Below are 19,533 nucleotides of genomic sequence, written 5' to 3'. Positions count from 1 at the left end.
TTTTGAAGATGTATGCGGGCGGAGCTCTGTAAACAGCACTGGTTCCGTTGCCGTGCAATCAAATTATTCCCATGACAGGAGAATCGGTTGAGATGAGCGATAAGGAAGTTATCCTTACACCAGAGGGACTTAAGAAGCTTGAAGAAGAACTGGAAATGCTGAAATCAGTGAAGCGCCGCGAAGTGGCTGAACGGATTAAGGTAGCCATCGGGTATGGAGATATTAGTGAGAACTCCGAATACGAAGACGCAAAGAACGAACAGGCTTTTATTGAAGGCCGCGTTATTACTTTGGAGAAATTGCTCCGGAACGCACGGATTATCAACAGCGACGAGATCGATACCGAAGCCGTAAGCGTGGGTGCAACAGTTACTGTAGAAGATTTGGAATTCGGTGATATCACGGAATATACAATCGTAGGTACTGCGGAATCCAATCCGCTGCAGAACAAAATATCGAACGAAAGCCCTGTTGGCAAAGCCATCCTGGGTAAGAAAAAAGGTACGGTTGTTGATGTGAGTGTGCCTGCTGGCGTAATTCAATATAAAATTGTAGACATCAAAAAGTAATATAAGCAATGAAGCAGTCGGGTACGGAGACAAAAGCTTCCTTAGGGAAGCTTTTTTCAACATTTGAGGCAGAATACCTCGGAAGATGCCTGCAATGTAAATAAGGAGATGAATATAGATCATGACGGATGAAGTCTTGAATCAGGAAACCGAAACCGAACTAAGTGAGCTTTTACAAATTCGCCGCGACAAATTGGACGAGCTCCGCAAATTGGGGATCGACCCTTTTGGCCAAAAATACGTACGTACGGAAGAAGCCGGCTCCATTCTGAAGAAGTATGAAGAACTGACTAAGGAAGAGCTGGAAGAGAAGCACATCGAAGTCAGTATTGCCGGACGGATTATGGCGAAGCGGGGAATGGGTAAAGCGAGCTTTGCACATATTCAGGACCTGAGCGGCAGAATCCAGATCTATGTTCGTCAGGATACTGTGCCGGAAGACAAATACGCCGCGTTCAGCCTGCTCGATCTGGGGATATTGTAGGTGTTTCTGGGGTAATCTTCAAAACCAAGACAGGTGAAACTTCGGTTAAAGTGCAAAATCTCGAAGTATTGTCCAAGTCACTTTACCCACTTCCGGATAAATATCATGGACTAGCGGATGTAGAGCTGCGTTACCGCCAGCGCTATGTTGACCTGATTATGAATCGCGAAGTGCAACAGACCTTTGTTACTCGTTCCAAAATCATTCAGTCGATGCGCCGTTACCTGGATTCCCTAGGCTATCTGGAAGTGGAAACTCCGACGCTGCACACCATCGCTGGTGGAGCCGCTGCGCGACCATTCATTACGCATCACAATGCGCTTGATATGGAATTGTACATGCGGATTGCGATCGAGCTTCACTTGAAACGTCTGATTGTAGGCGGTCTGGAGAAAGTATACGAGATCGGCCGTGTATACCGTAATGAAGGGATGTCGACACGTCATAACCCTGAGTTCACGATGATTGAGCTTTATGAGGCATATGCGGATTATCAGGATATTATGCGTTTGACTGAGAATCTGGTTGCTCATATCGCACAGGAAGTGCTGGGCACGCAAGTTGTCCAATATGCAGATTATCAAGTAGATCTTACGCCACAATGGCGCCGTGTAACGATGGTAGATGCAGTTAAGGAAGTTGTAGGTGTAGACTTCTCCGTGCATATGACGAACGAGGAAGCTCACCGTTTGGCGACAGAACATAAGGTTCCGGTTGAAAAGCATATGACATTTGGTCATATTCTGAATGCATTCTTCGAACATTTTGTAGAAGAGACGTTGATTCAGCCAACCTTTATCATGGGACATCCGGTTGAGATTTCCCCGCTGGCGAAGAAAAGCGATGTAGATCCACGCTTCACGGACCGCTTCGAGCTGTTTATCGTTGGACGTGAGCATGCCAATGCTTTTACGGAGCTGAATGATCCAATTGATCAGCGTCAGCGCTTTGAGGCACAATTGCTGGAGAAAGAACACGGAAATGACGAAGCACACGAAATGGATGATGATTTCATCCGTGCGCTCGAATATGGTATGCCACCAACAGGTGGACTGGGAATCGGTATTGACCGTCTGATCATGTTGTTGACCAATTCGCCGTCCATTCGTGACGTACTGCTCTTCCCGCACATGCGTCCTCGTACACAGGATTAAATAAGGAACGTTTAACTCGTTCATAATAGAAGAGGAACCTGCCGTTCAGTATGATGCTGTTGGCAAGTTCCTCTTTAGGTTTACATAGGCATCGAAGTGATAGATTCGTCGAAACACATGACTGCCATAAGTATGGTGACAGATCATCTTGCCTACCTGTTTGTATTACGTTAAAAGAGGTGCCCTTCATGAAGTTTAGGCTTCACATTGCTAAATTCCTATCACCCCCACTGATTCTGGTTGGTGGTTTTATGCTTATTATCACGATCGGTACGATTCTGCTCATGCTTCCCATCTCCAATCAAAGCGGCCGGCATTTGGCGTTTATTGATGCGCTGTTTACGTCTACCTCTGCCGCATGCGTGACCGGGCTGGTCGTCGTGGATGTAGGGACAACCTTCAACCTGTTTGGTCAAATCGTGATTATGGTGCTTATGCAGCTAGGTGGACTTGGCTTCATGACTATCGCAACGTTGTTTGCATTGGTATTGGGCAAGCGAATCTCGCTTAAGGACAGGCTGCTGCTGAAAGAGGCTATCAACGCTGACAGTATGGAAGGCATCGTACGTATTATCCGCAAGGTGCTAATCTTTTCGTTTACCATTGAAGGGGTGGCTGCTGTTATATTGGCCCTACGTTGGGCAACGGAGATGCCTTTTTGGCAGGCTGTGTATTATGGTGCCTTTCACTCGGTTTCATTATTTAATAATGGTGGTTTCGATCTGTTCGGTAATAGTTTTCAGCATTATACGGGAGACTGGTTGTTTAACGTAACAGCTTCCGTGCTGGTTATATCCGGGGACTCGGCTTTGTGGTATTGAATGATTTGTTTGAGTACCGCAAGCGTCGTCGTTTATCATTGCAGTCCAAATTGGTGTTGTCCGTGTCAGGTGGGCTGATTGGTGTGGGTGCAATTGTTCTGTTTGTATTTGAGTTCACCAATGGGCACACACTGGCTTCTCTCAGTTGGAGTGAAAAGATCTACGCCTCCTTCTTCCAGTCTGTTTCCACACGTTCGTCGGGTACGAGCACCATTGATATTGCCCAGATGAGGCAGGCTACCCAGTTCTTCTTCATTCTGTTGATGTTTATTGGGGCATCTCCGGGATCAACCGGGGCGGAATCAAAACAACAACGTTCCTGATCATGATTGGAGCGGTGTATGCCATGATTCGCGGTAATAAAGATATCGTGTTTTTCCGTCAACGTGTTCCAAAGGAGCTGCTGATGAGAGCATTGACGATTATTATGGTTTCCTTGATCATATTCATGGTTGTGGTCATGCTACTACTTGCGACAGAGGATGTACCGTTCCTTTCACTTATGTTTGAAGCGGCCTCGGCGATTGGGACAGTTGGTCTGTCGGTAGGAGTAACGCATGAATTAACGGTATGGGGAAAAGTAATTATCGCCTTCACGATGTTTATAGGACGGATTGGGCCTCTAACCATCGCATACGCGCTTCGTCCACGCAAAGAGAAAAAACTGTATCGCCATCCGGAAGGCCGGATTATTATTGGATAAAAAGAAAAACCGTCACGCATCTAGGACACTAACCCTATTATGATTCATTAGGTTAGTCACAACTGATGCCTGACGGTTTTTTTGTTTCATAAGAAGCAATTACTCGGCCCTGCTGTGTGAGGGATAGAGCTGTATTAATCTTGTGACCGAATCTATTATTCTGCATCCCGGAATAACGTTGCAAGATGCATGGTAAGGATGTCCTCCATTATCTTGCTGTTCATCTGGTCAGGCCGAAGAATCGCATGGATTCCCAAACCGTCCACCAGAGCGTACAATCGTTCAATTTCCAGCTCCTTATCGAGACCTGTTCGGGAGAGATTGAGATCCATGAGGTAGGTGATAACTGTAGCCATCGCGCGTCTGAGTTCGTCATATACTTTGTCGGCATGCTCTTTAAGAGCGGGTTCGGTCTTGGATTTGGCTGTAAAAGCGTACCACACCTCCATTTCGGCCATTTTTTCATCCGTATTTGGCAAGAGTTCTAACAACATAAGCTTCATATTCTCCAACGGGGAAGCATCAAAGGACATCTGTGTGATTCGGTTCGAAACCCGTTCGGATACCAGATTCATTGCGTATAGGAGTAGTTCCGATTGGGTTGAGAAGTAATGGCGCATAGAACCGGCTGAAATACCAGCTTCTACGGCGATATTTCGAACGGAGGCTTGTTCCATGCCATCTCTGCGGATGACGCGCCAGGCTGCTTTGGCTACGAGCTGGCGTTGTTTGTCATGATCAACTATTTTAGGCATAAAAAGATTATATCATTGTTGATTATTATAATACAAACGTGTTAAATTGTATTTAATACGTTTGTATTATAAAAGGAGTGGATTATTTGATTGCCTATTTTATTATTGGATGTGAGATTGCTTTCTGGGTATTTGTCGCTGCAGGGCTGAGTGTGCGTTATCTGCTCGGGATGAAACGTATAGGGATTGCCCTATTAATGGCGACACCCCTTGTGGATGTTCTTCTTATGGTTGCGACGGTGATGGATCTTCAACAGGGTGCTACAGCAAGTATGGTTCATGGCATTGCAGCAATATATATAGGCGTGAGTATTGCCTATGGTCATCAGATGATTGCATGGGCTGATCGTTACTTCTTGTACTGGTTCAAAGGTGGAGAACATCCTCGCAGCAACAAGGTGTACGGTAGCGAGCATGCTAGTCGTGAGAGAGTGGGATGGCTTAGACATCTATTGGCTTGGAGCATAGGTAGCTTGTTCCTGCTCGCAATGATCTGGTGGATTGGTGACGCGGAGCGTACTGCGGCATTCTCTAATCTCATAAGAGTATGGGGAATCATATTGGGGATCGATTTTATAATCAGTTTCAGTTATAGCTTATGGCCGAGGAAGATGCCTGTGAAGAAAATGAAGTAACATGGAATTGTATTAAGCAGGAATCACGCGGGTCATCCATGGAAGATAGGATGATCTGCATGATAAACTTTATTGAAAATAAAGCTTGCGTTCCGAATCTGTACATGGTATATTCTAATTCCGGCCAAGAAAACACGAGAAACACGGTGCGGCAAGCGAAACGAATAAGCTTCGAAAGAAACTTAAAAAAAGAGCTTGCAAAGTTGGTTTCGGATGTGATAAGATATAAAAGTTGCTGAGTTGAACGAAACTTAGTAACGAAACAAGTTTGATCTTTGAAAACTGAACAACGAGTGAGTAACGATCTTGCTTGCAAGATCGACGCTGAGAAATCGGTACGCGTCTTCGGATCGTATGATTTCGAAGCACAAATGAGATTTTTAATCTCGTCAGTTTCAAAATGAGCATATCGCTCTTTTCAATACTTTATTGGAGAGTTTGATCCTGGCTCAGGACGAACGCTGGCGGCATGCCTAATACATGCAAGTCGAGCGGACTTGAAGAGAAGCTTGCTTCTCCGATAGTTAGCGGCGGACGGGTGAGTAACACGTAGGCAACCTGCCCTCAAGCTTGGGACAACTACCGGAAACGGTAGCTAATACCGAATAGTTGTTTTCTTCTCCTGAAGAAAACTGGAAAGACGGAGCAATCTGTCACTTGGGGATGGGCCTGCGGCGCATTAGCTAGTTGGTGGGGTAACGGCTCACCAAGGCGACGATGCGTAGCCGACCTGAGAGGGTGATCGGCCACACTGGGACTGAGACACGGCCCAGACTCCTACGGGAGGCAGCAGTAGGGAATCTTCCGCAATGGGCGAAAGCCTGACGGAGCAATGCCGCGTGAGTGATGAAGGTTTTCGGATCGTAAAGCTCTGTTGCCAGGGAAGAACGCTTGGGAGAGTAACTGCTCTCAAGGTGACGGTACCTGAGAAGAAAGCCCCGGCTAACTACGTGCCAGCAGCCGCGGTAATACGTAGGGGCAAGCGTTGTCCGGAATTATTGGGCGTAAAGCGCGCGCAGGCGGTCATTTAAGTCTGGTGTTTAATCCCGGGCTCAACCCCGGATCGCACTGGAAACTGGGTGACTTGAGTGCAGAAGAGGAGAGTGGAATTCCACGTGTAGCGGTGAAATGCGTAGATATGTGGAGGAACACCAGTGGCGAAGGCGACTCTCTGGGCTGTAACTGACGCTGAGGCGCGAAAGCGTGGGGAGCAAACAGGATTAGATACCCTGGTAGTCCACGCCGTAAACGATGAGTGCTAGGTGTTAAGGGTTTCGATACCCTTGGTGCCGAAGTTAACACATTAAGCACTCCGCCTGGGGAGTACGGTCGCAAGACTGAAACTCAAAGGAATTGACGGGGACCCGCACAAGCAGTGGAGTATGTGGTTTAATTCGAAGCAACGCGAAGAACCTTACCAGGTCTTGACATCCCTCTGACCGGTACAGAGATGTACCTTTCCTTCGGGACAGAGGAGACAGGTGGTGCATGGTTGTCGTCAGCTCGTGTCGTGAGATGTTGGGTTAAGTCCCGCAACGAGCGCAACCCTTGATCTTAGTTGCCAGCACTTCGGGTGGGCACTCTAAGGTGACTGCCGGTGACAAACCGGAGGAAGGTGGGGATGACGTCAAATCATCATGCCCCTTATGACCTGGGCTACACACGTACTACAATGGCCGGTACAACGGGCAGTGAAACCGCGAGGTGGAACGAATCCTAAAAAGCCGGTCTCAGTTCGGATTGCAGGCTGCAACTCGCCTGCATGAAGTCGGAATTGCTAGTAATCGCGGATCAGCATGCCGCGGTGAATACGTTCCCGGGTCTTGTACACACCGCCCGTCACACCACGAGAGTTTATAACACCCGAAGTCGGTGGGGTAACCGCAAGGAGCCAGCCGCCGAAGGTGGGATAGATGATTGGGGTGAAGTCGTAACAAGGTAGCCGTATCGGAAGGTGCGGCTGGATCACCTCCTTTCTATGGAGAATCGTTTCCTGTAACGGAAACATTCAAATCGCAGACTAGATCTGCACAAACTTACTCACTCGTTGCTCAGTTTTGAGAGCTCAAACTCTCAAACAGCTTGCTTTTGCATGGAGCTTGTTCTTTGAAAACTAGATATCGAAACGAAAATTTGCGATTTAGAACATTCCTTTTAGGGATGAATGCTTGTTCGGTTCAAGTAACCGATCAACAATCATCCTAGCTGAACTTGTGTTAAAACAAGTTTCAATAAATAGTGAAGACTGCATTGCGATGGTATCGAATGGGAGCGACTTTTGGCTTTGCGTAAGCAAAACAAGGGAAGCGAGCAGTCGAAACCGGAGCAATTATGGTTAAGCTACTAAGAGCACACGGAGGATGCCTAGGCGCTAGGAGCCGATGAAGGACGTGGCGAACAACGAAACTGCCTCGGGGAGCTGTAAGCAAGCTTTGATCCGGGGGTGTCCGAATGGGGAAACCCAGCTGGGGTAATTTCCAGTTACTCACAACTGAATACATAGGTTGTGCAGAGGCATACCAAGGGAACTGAAACATCTAAGTACCTTGAGGAAGAGAAAACAATAGTGATTCCGTCAGTAGCGGCGAGCGAACGCGGAGAAGCCCAAACCAGAGAGCTTGCTCTCTGGGGTTGTGGGACGTCTCACATGGAGTTACAAAGGAACCGGTTAAGCGAAGAGGTCTGGAAAGGCCCGCCAAAGAAGGTAAAAGCCCTGTAGCTGAAAGTCTGTTCCCTCCGAGACGGATCCCGAGTAGTGCGGGGCACGTGAAACCCCGTATGAATCCGGCAGGACCATCTGCCAAGGCTAAATACTTCCTAGCGACCGATAGTGAAGCAGTACCGTGAGGGAAAGGTGAAAAGCACCCCGGAAGGGGAGTGAAATAGAACCTGAAACCGTGTGCTTACAAAAAGTCAGAGCCCGTTTTAGGGGTGATGGCGTGCCTTTTGTAGAATGAACCGGCGAGTTACGTTCCCGTGCAAGGTTAAGGTGAAGAGCCGGAGCCGCAGCGAAAGCGAGTCTGAATAGGGCGAATGAGTACGTGGACGTAGACCCGAAACCGGGTGATCTACCCCTGTCCAGGGTGAAGGTGCGGTAACACGCACTGGAGGCCCGAACCCACGCATGTTGAAAAATGCGGGGATGAGGTGGGGGTAGCGGAGAAATTCCAATCGAACTCGGAGATAGCTGGTTCTCCCCGAAATAGCTTTAGGGCTAGCCTCGGAAAACAGAGTCGTGGAGGTAGAGCACTGATTGGGTGCGGGGCCCGCAAGGGTTACCAAGCTCAGTCAAACTCCGAATGCCATAGACTTACTTCCGGGAGTCAGACAGTGAGTGCTAAGATCCATTGTCAAAAGGGAAACAGCCCAGACCATCAGCTAAGGTCCCCAAGTGTGTGTTAAGTGGGAAAGGATGTGGAGTTGCACAGACAACCAGGATGTTGGCTTAGAAGCAGCCACCATTGAAAGAGTGCGTAATAGCTCACTGGTCGAGTGACTCTGCGCCGAAAATGTAACGGGGCTAAACACACCACCGAAGCTATGGCTTGATGCTTTGCATCAGGGGTAGGGGAGCGTTGTATAAGGGTTGAAGGTGTACCGTAAGGAGCGCTGGACATTATACAAGTGAGAATGCCGGTATGAGTAACGAAAAGATCAGTGAGAATCTGATCCGCCGAAAGCCTAAGGGTTCCTGAGGAAGGCTCGTCCGCTCAGGGTAAGTCGGGACCTAAGGCGAGGCCGAAAGGCGTAGTCGAAGGACAACAGGTCGAAATTCCTGTACCACCGTAAGCCGTTATGAGCAATGGGGGGACGCAGCAGGGTAGTGACGCGGACTGATGGATGTCCGTCTAAGCAGTGAGGCTGATGTGTAGGCAAATCCGCACATCGTAAGGCTGGGCTGTGATGGGGAGCGAAAATTACAGTAGCGAAGGTCATGATCTCACACTGCCAAGAAAAGCCTCTAGCCAGGTGATGGTGCCCGTACCGCAAACCGACACAGGTAGGCGAGAAGAGAATTCTAAGGCGCGCGGAAGAACTCTCGTTAAGGAACTCGGCAAAATGACCCCGTAACTTCGGGAGAAGGGGTGCCCCGGTAGTGTGAATAGCACGAGGGGGCCGCAGTGAAAAGGCCCAAGCGACTGTTTAGCAAAAACACAGGTCTGTGCGAAGCCGTAAGGCGAAGTATACGGGCTGACGCCTGCCCGGTGCTGGAAGGTTAAGGGGAGCGGTTAGGAGCAATCCGAAGCTGTGAACCGAAGCCCCAGTAAACGGCGGCCGTAACTATAACGGTCCTAAGGTAGCGAAATTCCTTGTCAGGTAAATTCTGACCCGCACGAATGGCGTAACGACTTGGGCGCTGTCTCAACGAGAGATCCGGTGAAATTTTAATACCTGTGAAGATGCAGGTTACCCGCGACAAGACGGAAAGACCCCATGGAGCTTTACTGCAGCTTGATATTGAATTTGGGTACGATCTGTACAGGATAGGTGGGAGCCTTTGAAACGTGAGCGCCAGCTTGCGTGGAGGCACCGTTGGGATACCACCCTGATCGTATCTAGGTTCTAACCTGGTACCGTAATCCGGTGCGGGGACAGTGTCAGGTGGGCAGTTTGACTGGGGCGGTCGCCTCCTAAAGAGTAACGGAGGCGCCCAAAGGTTCCCTCAGAATGGTTGGAAATCATTCGAAGAGTGCAAAGGCATAAGGGAGCTTGACTGCGAGACCTACAAGTCGAGCAGGGACGAAAGTCGGGCTTAGTGATCCGGTGGTACCGCATGGAAGGGCCATCGCTCAACGGATAAAAGCTACCCTGGGGATAACAGGCTTATCTCCCCCAAGAGTCCACATCGACGGGGAGGTTTGGCACCTCGATGTCGGCTCATCGCATCCTGGGGCTGAAGTAGGTCCCAAGGGTTGGGCTGTTCGCCCATTAAAGCGGTACGCGAGCTGGGTTCAGAACGTCGTGAGACAGTTCGGTCCCTATCTGTCGTGGGCGTAGGAAATTTGAGAGGAGCTGTCCTTAGTACGAGAGGACCGGGATGGACGTACCGCTGGTGTACCAGTTGTTCCGCCAGGAGCACCGCTGGGTAGCTATGTACGGAAGGGATAAGCGCTGAAAGCATCTAAGCGTGAAGCCCCCCTCAAGATGAGATTTCCCAGTATGTAAGACCCCTTGAAGACGACGAGGTAGATAGGCTGGGGGTGGAAGTGCAGCAATGCATGGAGCTGACCAGTACTAATCGGTCGAGGGCTTATCCAAGATATGCAGGTTGTAAATTGCGAATTTCGTTTCGGATCTAGTTTTCAGAGAATGATCTCTGAAATGTAAGGCTAAGCTATGCGTTTGGTGGCGATGGCGGAGGGGTTCCACACGTACCCATCCCGAACACGACCGTTAAGCCCTCTAGCGCCGATGGTACTTGGACCGCAGGGTCCTGGGAGAGTAGGACGCCGCCAAGCAAAGAACCACTGCCGATGATATTCGGTGGTGGTTTTTATTTATTTGTTTATAAGGAAGAAAACTAGAATTAAATATTAGTTTAGATACAGTTAACGATCTGGTTTAACCTAGGTAAACGCTACTCATATGGAGTGGCTTTTTTTATATATGAAATGAACCTGTCCGTGCAAGAAATACAGTTGTATGCATCAGGCAATACACCTAATATAACCAGGGAGTTTCCCTTGACAGTCTAAATAACGCTTTGCTAAGATGGCAATAATAAATTTTTCAGAAAACGTATTTTCGGCATAAAATACAGCCTGGGATCTTCGGGTTTTGGACCGTAAAGCTGAGCAAACATAAGGAGGAACGCCCGCGTGTGGGAAGATAAATTTGGTAAGGAAGGTTTCACCTTCGACGATGTACTGCTGGTGCCCCGGAAGTCCGAGACACTGCCTAAAGAAGTGGACGTATCTGTTCGTTTGAGTGACAGCGTAAAACTGAATATTCCTTTGATTAGTGCTGGTATGGATACTGTTACTGAAGCGACATTGGCTATTGCGATTGCCCGTGAAGGCGGTATTGGTATCATCCATAAAAATATGTCTGTTGAGCAGCAAGCGGAGGAAGTGGATCGGGTTAAACGCTCGGAGAGTGGCGTTATCACCAACCCGTTCTCATTGACAGCGGAACATCTGGTTTCGGATGCAGAATCGGTTATGGCGAAATATCGCATTTCCGGTGTACCGATTGTTGAAGGAGATCAAAAGCTTGTGGGTATCCTGACAAATCGTGACTTGCGTTTTATCCACGACTTCTCCATTAAAATCAGTGAAGTCATGACTCGTGAGAATTTGGTTACTGCGCCTGTAGGTACTACACTGCAAGAAGCAGAAGGCATTCTTCAGAAACACAAAATCGAGAAACTTCCATTAGTAGATGAGTCCAACACACTGAAAGGTCTCATTACCATTAAAGATATTGAAAAAGCAATTCAATTCCCTAACGCAGCTAAAGATGCACAAGGACGTTTGCTGGTTGGTGCAGCGATCGGGATTTCCAAAGATACCTTTGAACGTGCTGATGCATTGGTTCAAGCTGGTGTTGACCTGATTACAGTAGACTCGGCACATGGACATCACATTAACATCATTGATGCCGTTCGTCAGCTGCGCGAGCGTTTCCCTAACCTGACAATTGTTGCTGGTAACGTTGCTACAGGCGATGCAACCCGTGAATTGATCGAAGCAGGGGCGTCAGTTGTCAAAGTAGGAATTGGTCCAGGCTCCATCTGTACAACTCGTGTAATTGCTGGTATCGGTGTTCCTCAAGTTACAGCAGTATACGATTGTGCAAATGTAGCACGTGAATATGGCGTACCAATCATTGCTGACGGTGGTATCAAGTACTCTGGTGAGATTACCAAGGCTCTTGCTGCAGGTGCTCATGCAGTTATGTTGGGAAGCTTGTTTGCAGGTACGGCAGAAAGCCCGGGAGAAACGGAAATCTTCCAAGGACGTAGTTACAAAGTTTACCGTGGCATGGGTTCAATGGCTGCGATGAAACAAGGAAGTAAAGATCGTTACTTCCAGGATGATGACAAGAAACTGGTTCCGGAAGGAATTGAGGGACGCGTTGCTTACAAAGGACCTTTATCTGATACCATTCATCAGTTGATTGGTGGTCTTCGTTCAGGTATGGGATACTGTGGTACAAGCAGTTTGGAACAGCTTCGTAATAACACTCAATTCATTCGTATTACAGGTGCGGGACTTCGCGAGAGTCATCCACATGACGTACAGATTACAAAAGAAGCACCTAACTACTCGTTGTAATCCGAATTGTGTTAATTATTTCCAGGACAGGCTTGGCGATTTTCGCCGGGCCTGTCTTTTTTGCGGATACCCCTGTGATAGAATAGAACAAGCGGTGATGATCCTTTTATGGATTAGGGCGTTGCGGCGGTTTTTTGACGTGAGTCTATGAAACTGCTTTTGACAATGAATCTGGATTGATAGAAAAAGGTTGCCCAGCTAGAAAAGAAGCGCGGACGTCCTTTTACATATGCATTTATTTAATGCTAACTAAGTGACAATCGATACGACTTCAGGAGCAATGACATTGCTCTTTCGATACAGCGCATATACTACACATCTCACACGTCATCTTCACCTGATAGGGACTAAGAAAAAATCGCAGCTCAAGCTGCACCTGAAGCACACAAAAGTAGCTTCGGACCGAAGGGAGTATTCATCATTGAAAGCCAAACAAATGAATAAGAAAAAACGTCAAATGCTCAAAAAAAGTGTAGCCTCGGTTATGCTGATTAATATGCTCTGCATGTCTGCGGTAATGCCTGTTATGGCTGCTGCCAGCGATTCCGGCCAGGTATTGACCGCGGCGGCTACAACAACGAAGACAGAAAAGATCGTGAACATTCCTTCAGTAGATACACTGGGACTCGATGTAAAATCAGCCGTGCTGATGGAGGCTTCAACTGGACAAATTCTACTCGATGTTAATGCGGATAAAGCTATGCCGCCTGCCAGCATGACCAAAATGATGACTGAGTATATTGTGGCTGAGCAAGTCAAACAAGGGAAATTTAGCTGGGATGATATCGTTACAGTTAAAAAGAACGCGGCACAAAGTACTGGATCTCGAATTTTCCTCGCAGAGGGTGACCAGCATACGGTCAAGGAGCTATACATTGCTATGGCCGTAGGTTCTGCTAACGATGCCACGGTTGCTTTGGCTGAATATGTTGCAGGTTCCGAACAAGCTTTTGTGAAAATGATGAATGATGAAGCGAAGCGTATGGGAATGAAAGATAGCTATTTCATCAACTCCACAGGTCTGGACCGTGCGGATATGCCTGCGGATTTCCGTCCAGCTGAAGATAAAGAAATCGTTATGTCGGCACGGGATGCGGCCATTTTGTGCAGATACATCATCATGGATCACCCGGACTACAAAGATTTTACAACAATTCAATCTTATAAATTCCGTCCAAATGATAAAGATCCTATCATCAACTATAACTGGATGCTGGAAGCGAATAAAAATATAACCAATTTCAAAAGCTATGCCTACGAGGGTCTAGACGGAATGAAAACAGGCCATACCACGAACGCAGGGAATAACTTTACAGGAACAGCTGAACGTGATGGCATGCGTCTGATTAGTGTGGTTATGGGTACGGATTCAGAGCCGGCGCGTTTCAGAGAAACGAAGAAAGTATTGGATTATGGATTCAACAATTTTGAAGTTAAACAGGCGGTTGCTGCCAAAACTAAAGTCACAGGCTGGGAAGCTGTACCTGTGAAAAAAGGGACGGAAACGACTGTACCTGTAGTGACGAATAATGCTGTTAGTTTCGTTGTACCCAAAGGTACTCAAAACCTGGATGTCACTTTTAAAGCCAATGTAACTGAGGCTGATAAGCTGGTTGCTCCAATCAAGGCCGGAACCAAAGTTGGGACCGTTACTTATACTTATAAAGCGGATGGAATCGAACCTCAGGAGAAGACAGTGAACCTAATTACCGCAGAAGAAGCTGAAAAAGGCGGCTGGTTCCGTCTCTTCTTCCGTGCAGTAAAAGATTTCTTCGTTGATCTGTTTGATGGCATCAAAAACCTGTTCTAATAGGCAAAGGCTCCAAGAGAACAGGATAAAATGGCATTTTTAATATTGTGTCGATGGTCCATTGACAAAATACAAGTAATTCCGACCGGATGGATTGTATATTTACAATTTTTCCGGTAAAATATCAAGTTAGAATTCTACGTATGAATCAGCTAAAAAGTCTATTGTTCTTCTACCTGACATTAGAGGTTTCACATCCTGTTCTTGGACAAGATTGACACATACATTACGGGGGGCTTGGAATATGGAAACGGGAACATCACGCGTTAAAAGAGGTATGGCTGAAATGCAAAAAGGTGGCGTCATTATGGACGTTATGAATGCCGAACAAGCTAAAATAGCTGAAGCAGCAGGTGCGACAGCAGTTATGGCATTAGAGCGTGTTCCTTCTGATATTCGTGCAGCAGGAGGAGTAGCCCGTATGGCGGATCCAACTATTGTTGAAGAAGTGATGAAAGTCGTAACCATTCCTGTTATGGCCAAAGCGCGGATTGGACATTATGTTGAAGCCAAGGTACTGGAATCCCTGGGAGTGGATTACCTCGATGAGAGTGAAGTTCTGACTCCAGCCGATGAAGTATTCCATATCGACAAACATGAGTTCACTGTACCGTTTGTATGTGGCGCCAAAGACTTGGGCGAAGCGTTGCGCCGGATCGGCGAAGGAGCTTCCATGATTCGTACCAAAGGTGAACCGGGAACAGGAAACATTGTCGAAGCCGTTCGTCACATGCGCTTTATTAATGGTCAGATTCGTAAAGTAACCAATATGTCCAAGGACGAGCTATATGCTGAAGCGAAGAACCTGGGCGTTGCATATGAGCTTTTGCTGGATGTACATGAGAATGGAAAGCTGCCTGTAGTTAACTTTGCAGCTGGTGGCGTAGCAACTCCTGCAGATGCTGCACTTATGATGCACCTGGGCGCAGATGGTGTATTTGTAGGCTCAGGGATTTTCAAATCGGACAGCCCTGAGAAATTTGCACGTGCCATCGTAGAAGCGACAACGCATTATACAGACTACAAACTGATTGCTGAAGTGTCCAAAAACCTTGGGGCACCGATGAAAGGTATTGAGATTTCCAAACTTGCGCCTTCCGAGCGCATGCAGGATCGCGGTTGGTAAGAGAAGGGGAATTGCAAATGAAAATCGGCGTTTTAGCACTTCAAGGGGCAGTCACAGAGCATATTCGTAGTATTGAACGGGCCGGAGCAGAAGGATTGGCTATCAAACAGGTTCAGCAACTTGAGGAGCTGGATGGGCTGATTCTTCCTGGCGGTGAGAGTACCACGATTGGCAAACTAATGCGCAAATATGGTTTCATGGAGGCCATTCGGGCATTCGCTGCTGAGGGTAAACCAGTGTTCGGAACCTGTGCTGGTTTGATCGTTATGGCTAAACATATTGCAGGACAAGAGGAAGCTCATCTGGAGCTGATGGACATGACCGTATCCAGAAATGCATTTGGACGGCAGAGGGAGAGCTTTGAAACAGATCTTCCGGTTAAAGGTATTGAGGAAACGGTAAGGGCTGTGTTCATTCGGGCACCTCTGATTGAGAGTGTGGGGAACCAGGTAGAGGTTCTTTCCACTTACAAGGATGAGATTGTTACTGCTCGGCAGGGGCATCTGCTGGCTTGCTCCTATCATCCTGAACTGACAGATGATTATCGACTGCATGCTTACTTCGTAGACATGGCCAGATCGTATAAACAGTCTGTACAGAACCAATAGTGAATGATATACAACCTATGATCTGCCGGTATACCAGATCAGTCCTTCAGAGGCTCACAAGGCTTGCTGGTGCGGTGCTGTCTGGTCGGATGCCTGATGTTGCCCGTGTTTAAGCGGGAATCGCAGCGTAGGGTAGCGCCGGAGGCCATAGGTTGTTTTTTACCAATAAGGAATCATAAAAGTGATGCGGAGCCGCAAAGCTATGGAATGGGCAAAAAGGAAGGTTTCTACTTTGTGGTGTTATTTAGGAGGGATATCTAGTGCTTGATGTAAAAATATTGCGGAATGAGTACGCACGTGTTGAAGAAGCGTTGACAAACCGCGGCAAATCGCTGGATCTAATCGCCGGGTTCTCGGAGATGGATGCCAAGCGTCGCGAATTGCTGCAAGAGAATGAAAACCTGAAAAATCGCCGGAATACCGTTTCAGGTGAAGTAGCCAAACTTAAAAAGAATGGTGAGAATGCGGACGATCTGATTGTTGAGATGCGTGAGGTTTCCGACCGAATCAAAGCAATGGACGAAGAAGTGCGTGAACTGGAAGCGAAAATCAATGATCTAACGATGGCGATTCCGAATATCCCTAATGAGAGTGTACCTATTGGTGCGTCTGAAGATGATAATGTGGAGATTCGCCGTTGGGAAGAGCCTAAGTCGTTTTCCTTTACACCAAAAGCACACTGGGAAATCGCACAGGATCTCGATATTCTTGATTTTGAAGCGGCTGCCAAAGTAACAGGATCACGTTTCACCTTTTATAAGGGGCTTGGTGCACGTCTGGAACGTGCCTTGATTAACTTCATGATGGATCTCCACAGTGATCAGCATGGATACGAAGAGATTTTGCCACCATACATCGTAAACCGGGACAGCTTGTTTGGAACGGGTCAACTGCCGAAGTTCGAGGAAGACCTGTTCAAGCTGAAAGATACAGAGTATTACTTGATACCTACCGCTGAAGTTCCGGTAACGAACTATCATCGCGAGGAGATTCTAAATGCAGATCAACTGCCGAAGCACTTTGTAGCATACAGCTCTTGTTTCCGATCGGAAGCCGGTTCTGCTGGACGGGATACACGCGGCTTGATTCGTCAGCACCAGTTCAATAAAGTGGAGTTGTTGAAACTGTCTTCTCCTGAAACCTCTTATGAGGAATTGGAGAAAATGACACAAAATGCGGAACGTGTGCTTCAATTATTGGGACTGCCTTACCGTGTTCTGACGTTGTGCACGGCAGATATGGGCTTCACCTCTGCGAAAACGTATGACATAGAGGTCTGGTTGCCGGAAAGCAATACGTATCGTGAAATTTCGTCTTGCTCCAACTGCGAAGACTTCCAGGCACGTCGGGCCAATATCCGCTTCCGTAGAGAACCAAAAGCGAAACCGGAATTTGTTCATACCTTAAATGGTTCAGGACTGGCAGTAGGGCGTACAGTAGCTGCTATACTGGAGAACTACCAACAAGAAGATGGAACAGTGGTTATTCCTGAAGCACTGCGTCCTTACATGGGCGGAGTCAGCGTGATTGCACGTCGTTCCTAAGCTATTCAATTAAATGAATGAAAGAAACCGTCTCCTGACCAATGGAAGTTCGAACTTCCCATTGGCTAAGGAGACGGTTTTTTTGTTGGGTAGGCTTATGGTTATTTTGTACAACGCAGCCAAGTACGCATGTCCATTTTGTAAATGTAGAATTAACGCAAAGAAAGTGCAAACGGAATCATATGTTGTGCGACTTCAAATTCCCTGTGCGTTGAATCGATTTTGTTCATGTTGACTTCAAAAATCCAAATCTCACCCAGCGAATCAATCCCTACATCAATGGCCAGCTCGCAGATTCGCTCCTTCACATGGCCTGCAATGTGATCAGCCGTCATGCTCGCCATTCGTTCCAGCCTCATCAGCATGACTTCTTCCTTATTAGGAAACTCATGATGAGAAAGGCAGTCCCATGTCGTAAATGCACGAAGTGAACCGGCGTCGTTTACCACTTTATACTCGCTAGGGGTAAAGAGAAAAGGAAAAGCGGAAATAAAAGACCATTCCCCGCTTCCGTTCCGGACTAAATGCAGTCTTATATGATAAGGAAGTCCGTTCCGGGTTTCGCTACGAACAAACTTTTGAATAATTAATCCCTTCTGGGCTGCAGGCATGGAAATCAGTTGCCCGAACTCCTCACCATTCATTTGGTGAACAAGCTCATGAGTCTTTACGGAGAAGCCTTCCTGTTCACGCTGAACAACAATGATTCCGCTGCCGAACGGGCCTATCGAGGGTTTAATGATGGAAGTCCCGTAAGTATCGATGAAAGCCAAAATCTCACCACCGTTTTCAACGGCAGTATGCGGGATCAGATGCGAACTAAGCTCTGCATGATTTTGAAGTATTTCAAAAATTTCGTTCTTGCTAAAGGAACCTACGTTTCGTTCATCGGTGAAAGGTATATGTCTTAAAGCCTCGTATACATCACTGTAATTCGTATTTCCACGTGCCTTCAATCGGTCATAGACCACATCGGGGAAGGGACAGTACCGAGCTTCCCACTCCCCGTCCTCCAGGACATACCCTTTGATATAGCGCAATTCAGCATGAACATCGTGTGGAGCAAAATAATAAAACGCTGCATTATTCCATTTTGCTGAATAGGCACAGGCATTCACGAGTTGCTTATCATTGGGGTCATTGGTAAGCATGGCAATAACGGGATGGGGTGCTAATTGCCCTGCTTTGGCTACATAGTGGGCATATTCAATCGCTCTTGCTGCTCGAACCTGTTCATGAGACGGTGTTGGGGGCTAACATTGGCTTCCACGAAATATATTCGGCCTTCCGGAGTCACAATAAAATCCATGCCAAGCTCATCAATAAGAAAGGAATACGAACGGTTGATTGTCTCTGCTATACGAATAGCAAGCCGCTCCATCTCACGACTGATCCGGTCTGCTTGACTTGGGAATAAACGATAGAGCAGATCAGCGGCATCCTCAATGCGGCCACCTTTACTTATATTGCTGATGATGGAGTCCGTATTTCCAGTGCGGGCATACATTCTGGTCAGGGCCCATCGTCCCGTTCCATCACGCTGAATATGTATTCGGAAATCAACAACTTCTCCGTGAGCATCCAAATAAGCAAGAAATTGATCCGGATCCTGCAAGCATTCTGTCGGAATGAGGTAATCTTTGAAGAGGGGCTCCAATTTCTTCTGAATGTCGTATTTTCCATGAATCAGAAATGTTGTAAAAGGGACCCTCCGGCGCAGCCAGTCCTCACATTCAGGTCTGTTCTGACCAGGCTCAGGTGCTTCATTAAGTACCACGTCAGGGAGGGGGACGTTCCTTTGCACCCATGAATTTCCTTCCCGGAAGGTACCATGAATCACTTCCTGTTCCACATCAATGTGACTGGCATCAAAAAGGAAAACATGCGCACCTTTTTTCATTCCCTCCGAGATCAGTTCGCTGATTCGTTCCTCAGGTAAGGAGTTCAAAGGGTCATTGTTCCGATACACACCTATAAACATTTCATCACCTCATCATGAAAAAGTCTAGATTCAATTATACAGGGCATGGCTGAACAGATTCTGAAC

At 47.4% G+C, this 19,533-nt stretch carries 10 protein-coding genes, 3 rRNA genes and 2 pseudogenes; 12 read left to right on the top strand and 3 right to left on the bottom strand.

Annotated elements, in window-relative coordinates:
- Positions 1 to 92: 92 nt before the first annotated feature.
- From greA to ACTWJ7_RS01730, 3 genes and pseudogenes are all read left to right on the top strand, one after another.
- Positions 93 to 569: a transcription elongation factor GreA gene (gene greA / locus ACTWJ7_RS01740; protein WP_076292137.1), complete on the top strand. Its 477-nt coding sequence runs from the start codon at positions 93 to 95 to the stop codon at positions 567 to 569.
- A gap of 121 nt (positions 570 to 690) precedes the next feature.
- Positions 691 to 2,207, top strand: a pseudogene (lysS, locus tag ACTWJ7_RS01735) (lysine--tRNA ligase).
- A 188-nt stretch (positions 2,208 to 2,395) separates the two neighbouring features.
- Positions 2,396 to 3,731 (top strand): annotated as a pseudogene (locus tag ACTWJ7_RS01730) (TrkH family potassium uptake protein).
- Positions 3,732 to 3,886: 155 nt separating this feature from the next.
- Here the strand turns inward: ACTWJ7_RS01730 and ACTWJ7_RS01725 are convergent.
- The gene (locus ACTWJ7_RS01725) at positions 3,887 to 4,486 is read right to left on the bottom strand and encodes a TetR/AcrR family transcriptional regulator (protein ID WP_285080641.1); all 600 of its coding nucleotides are present in this window, start codon (positions 4,484 to 4,486) and stop codon (positions 3,887 to 3,889) included.
- A 77-nt stretch (positions 4,487 to 4,563) separates the two neighbouring features.
- Here ACTWJ7_RS01725 and ACTWJ7_RS01720 point away from each other — a divergent pair, with 77 nt between their 5' ends.
- The 9 genes from ACTWJ7_RS01720 to serS all read left to right on the top strand — a co-directional run bounded on the left by ACTWJ7_RS01720 (position 4,564) and on the right by serS (position 17,486).
- Positions 4,564 to 5,121 carry a hypothetical protein gene (locus ACTWJ7_RS01720; RefSeq protein WP_443145079.1) on the top strand — a complete coding sequence of 186 codons (558 nt, stop codon included), beginning with the start codon at positions 4,564 to 4,566 and terminating at the stop codon, positions 5,119 to 5,121.
- A 426-nt stretch (positions 5,122 to 5,547) separates the two neighbouring features.
- Positions 5,548 to 7,097: ribosomal RNA gene (locus tag ACTWJ7_RS01715) — 16S ribosomal RNA — on the top strand.
- A 357-nt stretch (positions 7,098 to 7,454) separates the two neighbouring features.
- Positions 7,455 to 10,380: ribosomal RNA gene (locus tag ACTWJ7_RS01710) — 23S ribosomal RNA — on the top strand.
- 83 nt (positions 10,381 to 10,463) lie between these two features.
- Positions 10,464 to 10,580, top strand: a 5S ribosomal RNA gene (rrf, locus tag ACTWJ7_RS01705).
- Together the 16S, 23S and 5S rRNA genes form the textbook arrangement of a ribosomal RNA operon.
- A gap of 360 nt (positions 10,581 to 10,940) precedes the next feature.
- Positions 10,941 to 12,398, top strand: a complete 1,458-nt coding sequence (gene guaB, locus ACTWJ7_RS01700) for an IMP dehydrogenase (protein ID WP_024628817.1) — start codon at positions 10,941 to 10,943, stop codon at positions 12,396 to 12,398.
- A 421-nt stretch (positions 12,399 to 12,819) separates the two neighbouring features.
- Positions 12,820 to 14,208: a D-alanyl-D-alanine carboxypeptidase family protein gene (locus ACTWJ7_RS01695; protein WP_443145078.1), complete on the top strand. Its 1,389-nt coding sequence runs from the start codon at positions 12,820 to 12,822 to the stop codon at positions 14,206 to 14,208.
- Between the two features lie 244 nt (positions 14,209 to 14,452).
- Positions 14,453 to 15,334: a pyridoxal 5'-phosphate synthase lyase subunit PdxS gene (pdxS, locus tag ACTWJ7_RS01690; protein ID WP_024628815.1), complete on the top strand. Its 882-nt coding sequence runs from the start codon at positions 14,453 to 14,455 to the stop codon at positions 15,332 to 15,334.
- A gap of 17 nt (positions 15,335 to 15,351) precedes the next feature.
- Positions 15,352 to 15,942, top strand: a complete 591-nt coding sequence (pdxT, locus tag ACTWJ7_RS01685) for a pyridoxal 5'-phosphate synthase glutaminase subunit PdxT (RefSeq protein ID WP_024628814.1) — start codon at positions 15,352 to 15,354, stop codon at positions 15,940 to 15,942.
- A 260-nt stretch (positions 15,943 to 16,202) separates the two neighbouring features.
- Positions 16,203 to 17,486 carry a serine--tRNA ligase gene (serS, locus tag ACTWJ7_RS01680; protein WP_079345530.1) on the top strand — a complete coding sequence of 428 codons (1,284 nt, stop codon included), beginning with the start codon at positions 16,203 to 16,205 and terminating at the stop codon, positions 17,484 to 17,486.
- A gap of 152 nt (positions 17,487 to 17,638) precedes the next feature.
- Here the strand turns inward: serS and ACTWJ7_RS01675 are convergent, their stop codons facing one another.
- Both ACTWJ7_RS01675 and ACTWJ7_RS01670 read right to left on the bottom strand, forming a co-directional pair.
- Positions 17,639 to 18,637 carry a YheC/YheD family protein gene (locus ACTWJ7_RS01675; protein WP_443145077.1) on the bottom strand — a complete coding sequence of 333 codons (999 nt, stop codon included), beginning with the start codon at positions 18,635 to 18,637 and terminating at the stop codon, positions 17,639 to 17,641.
- Positions 18,638 to 18,675: 38 nt separating this feature from the next.
- The gene (locus tag ACTWJ7_RS01670) at positions 18,676 to 19,467 is read right to left on the bottom strand and encodes a YheC/YheD family protein (protein WP_443145076.1); all 792 of its coding nucleotides are present in this window, start codon (positions 19,465 to 19,467) and stop codon (positions 18,676 to 18,678) included.
- Positions 19,468 to 19,533: the final 66 nt, after the last annotated feature.

It is taken from the genome of Paenibacillus sp. 1A_MP2, from assembly GCF_052244825.1.
GTDB classification, from domain to species: Bacteria; Bacillota; Bacilli; order Paenibacillales; family Paenibacillaceae; genus Paenibacillus; species Paenibacillus vandeheii.
This window is presented reverse-complemented; position numbering and strand designations above follow the sequence as displayed.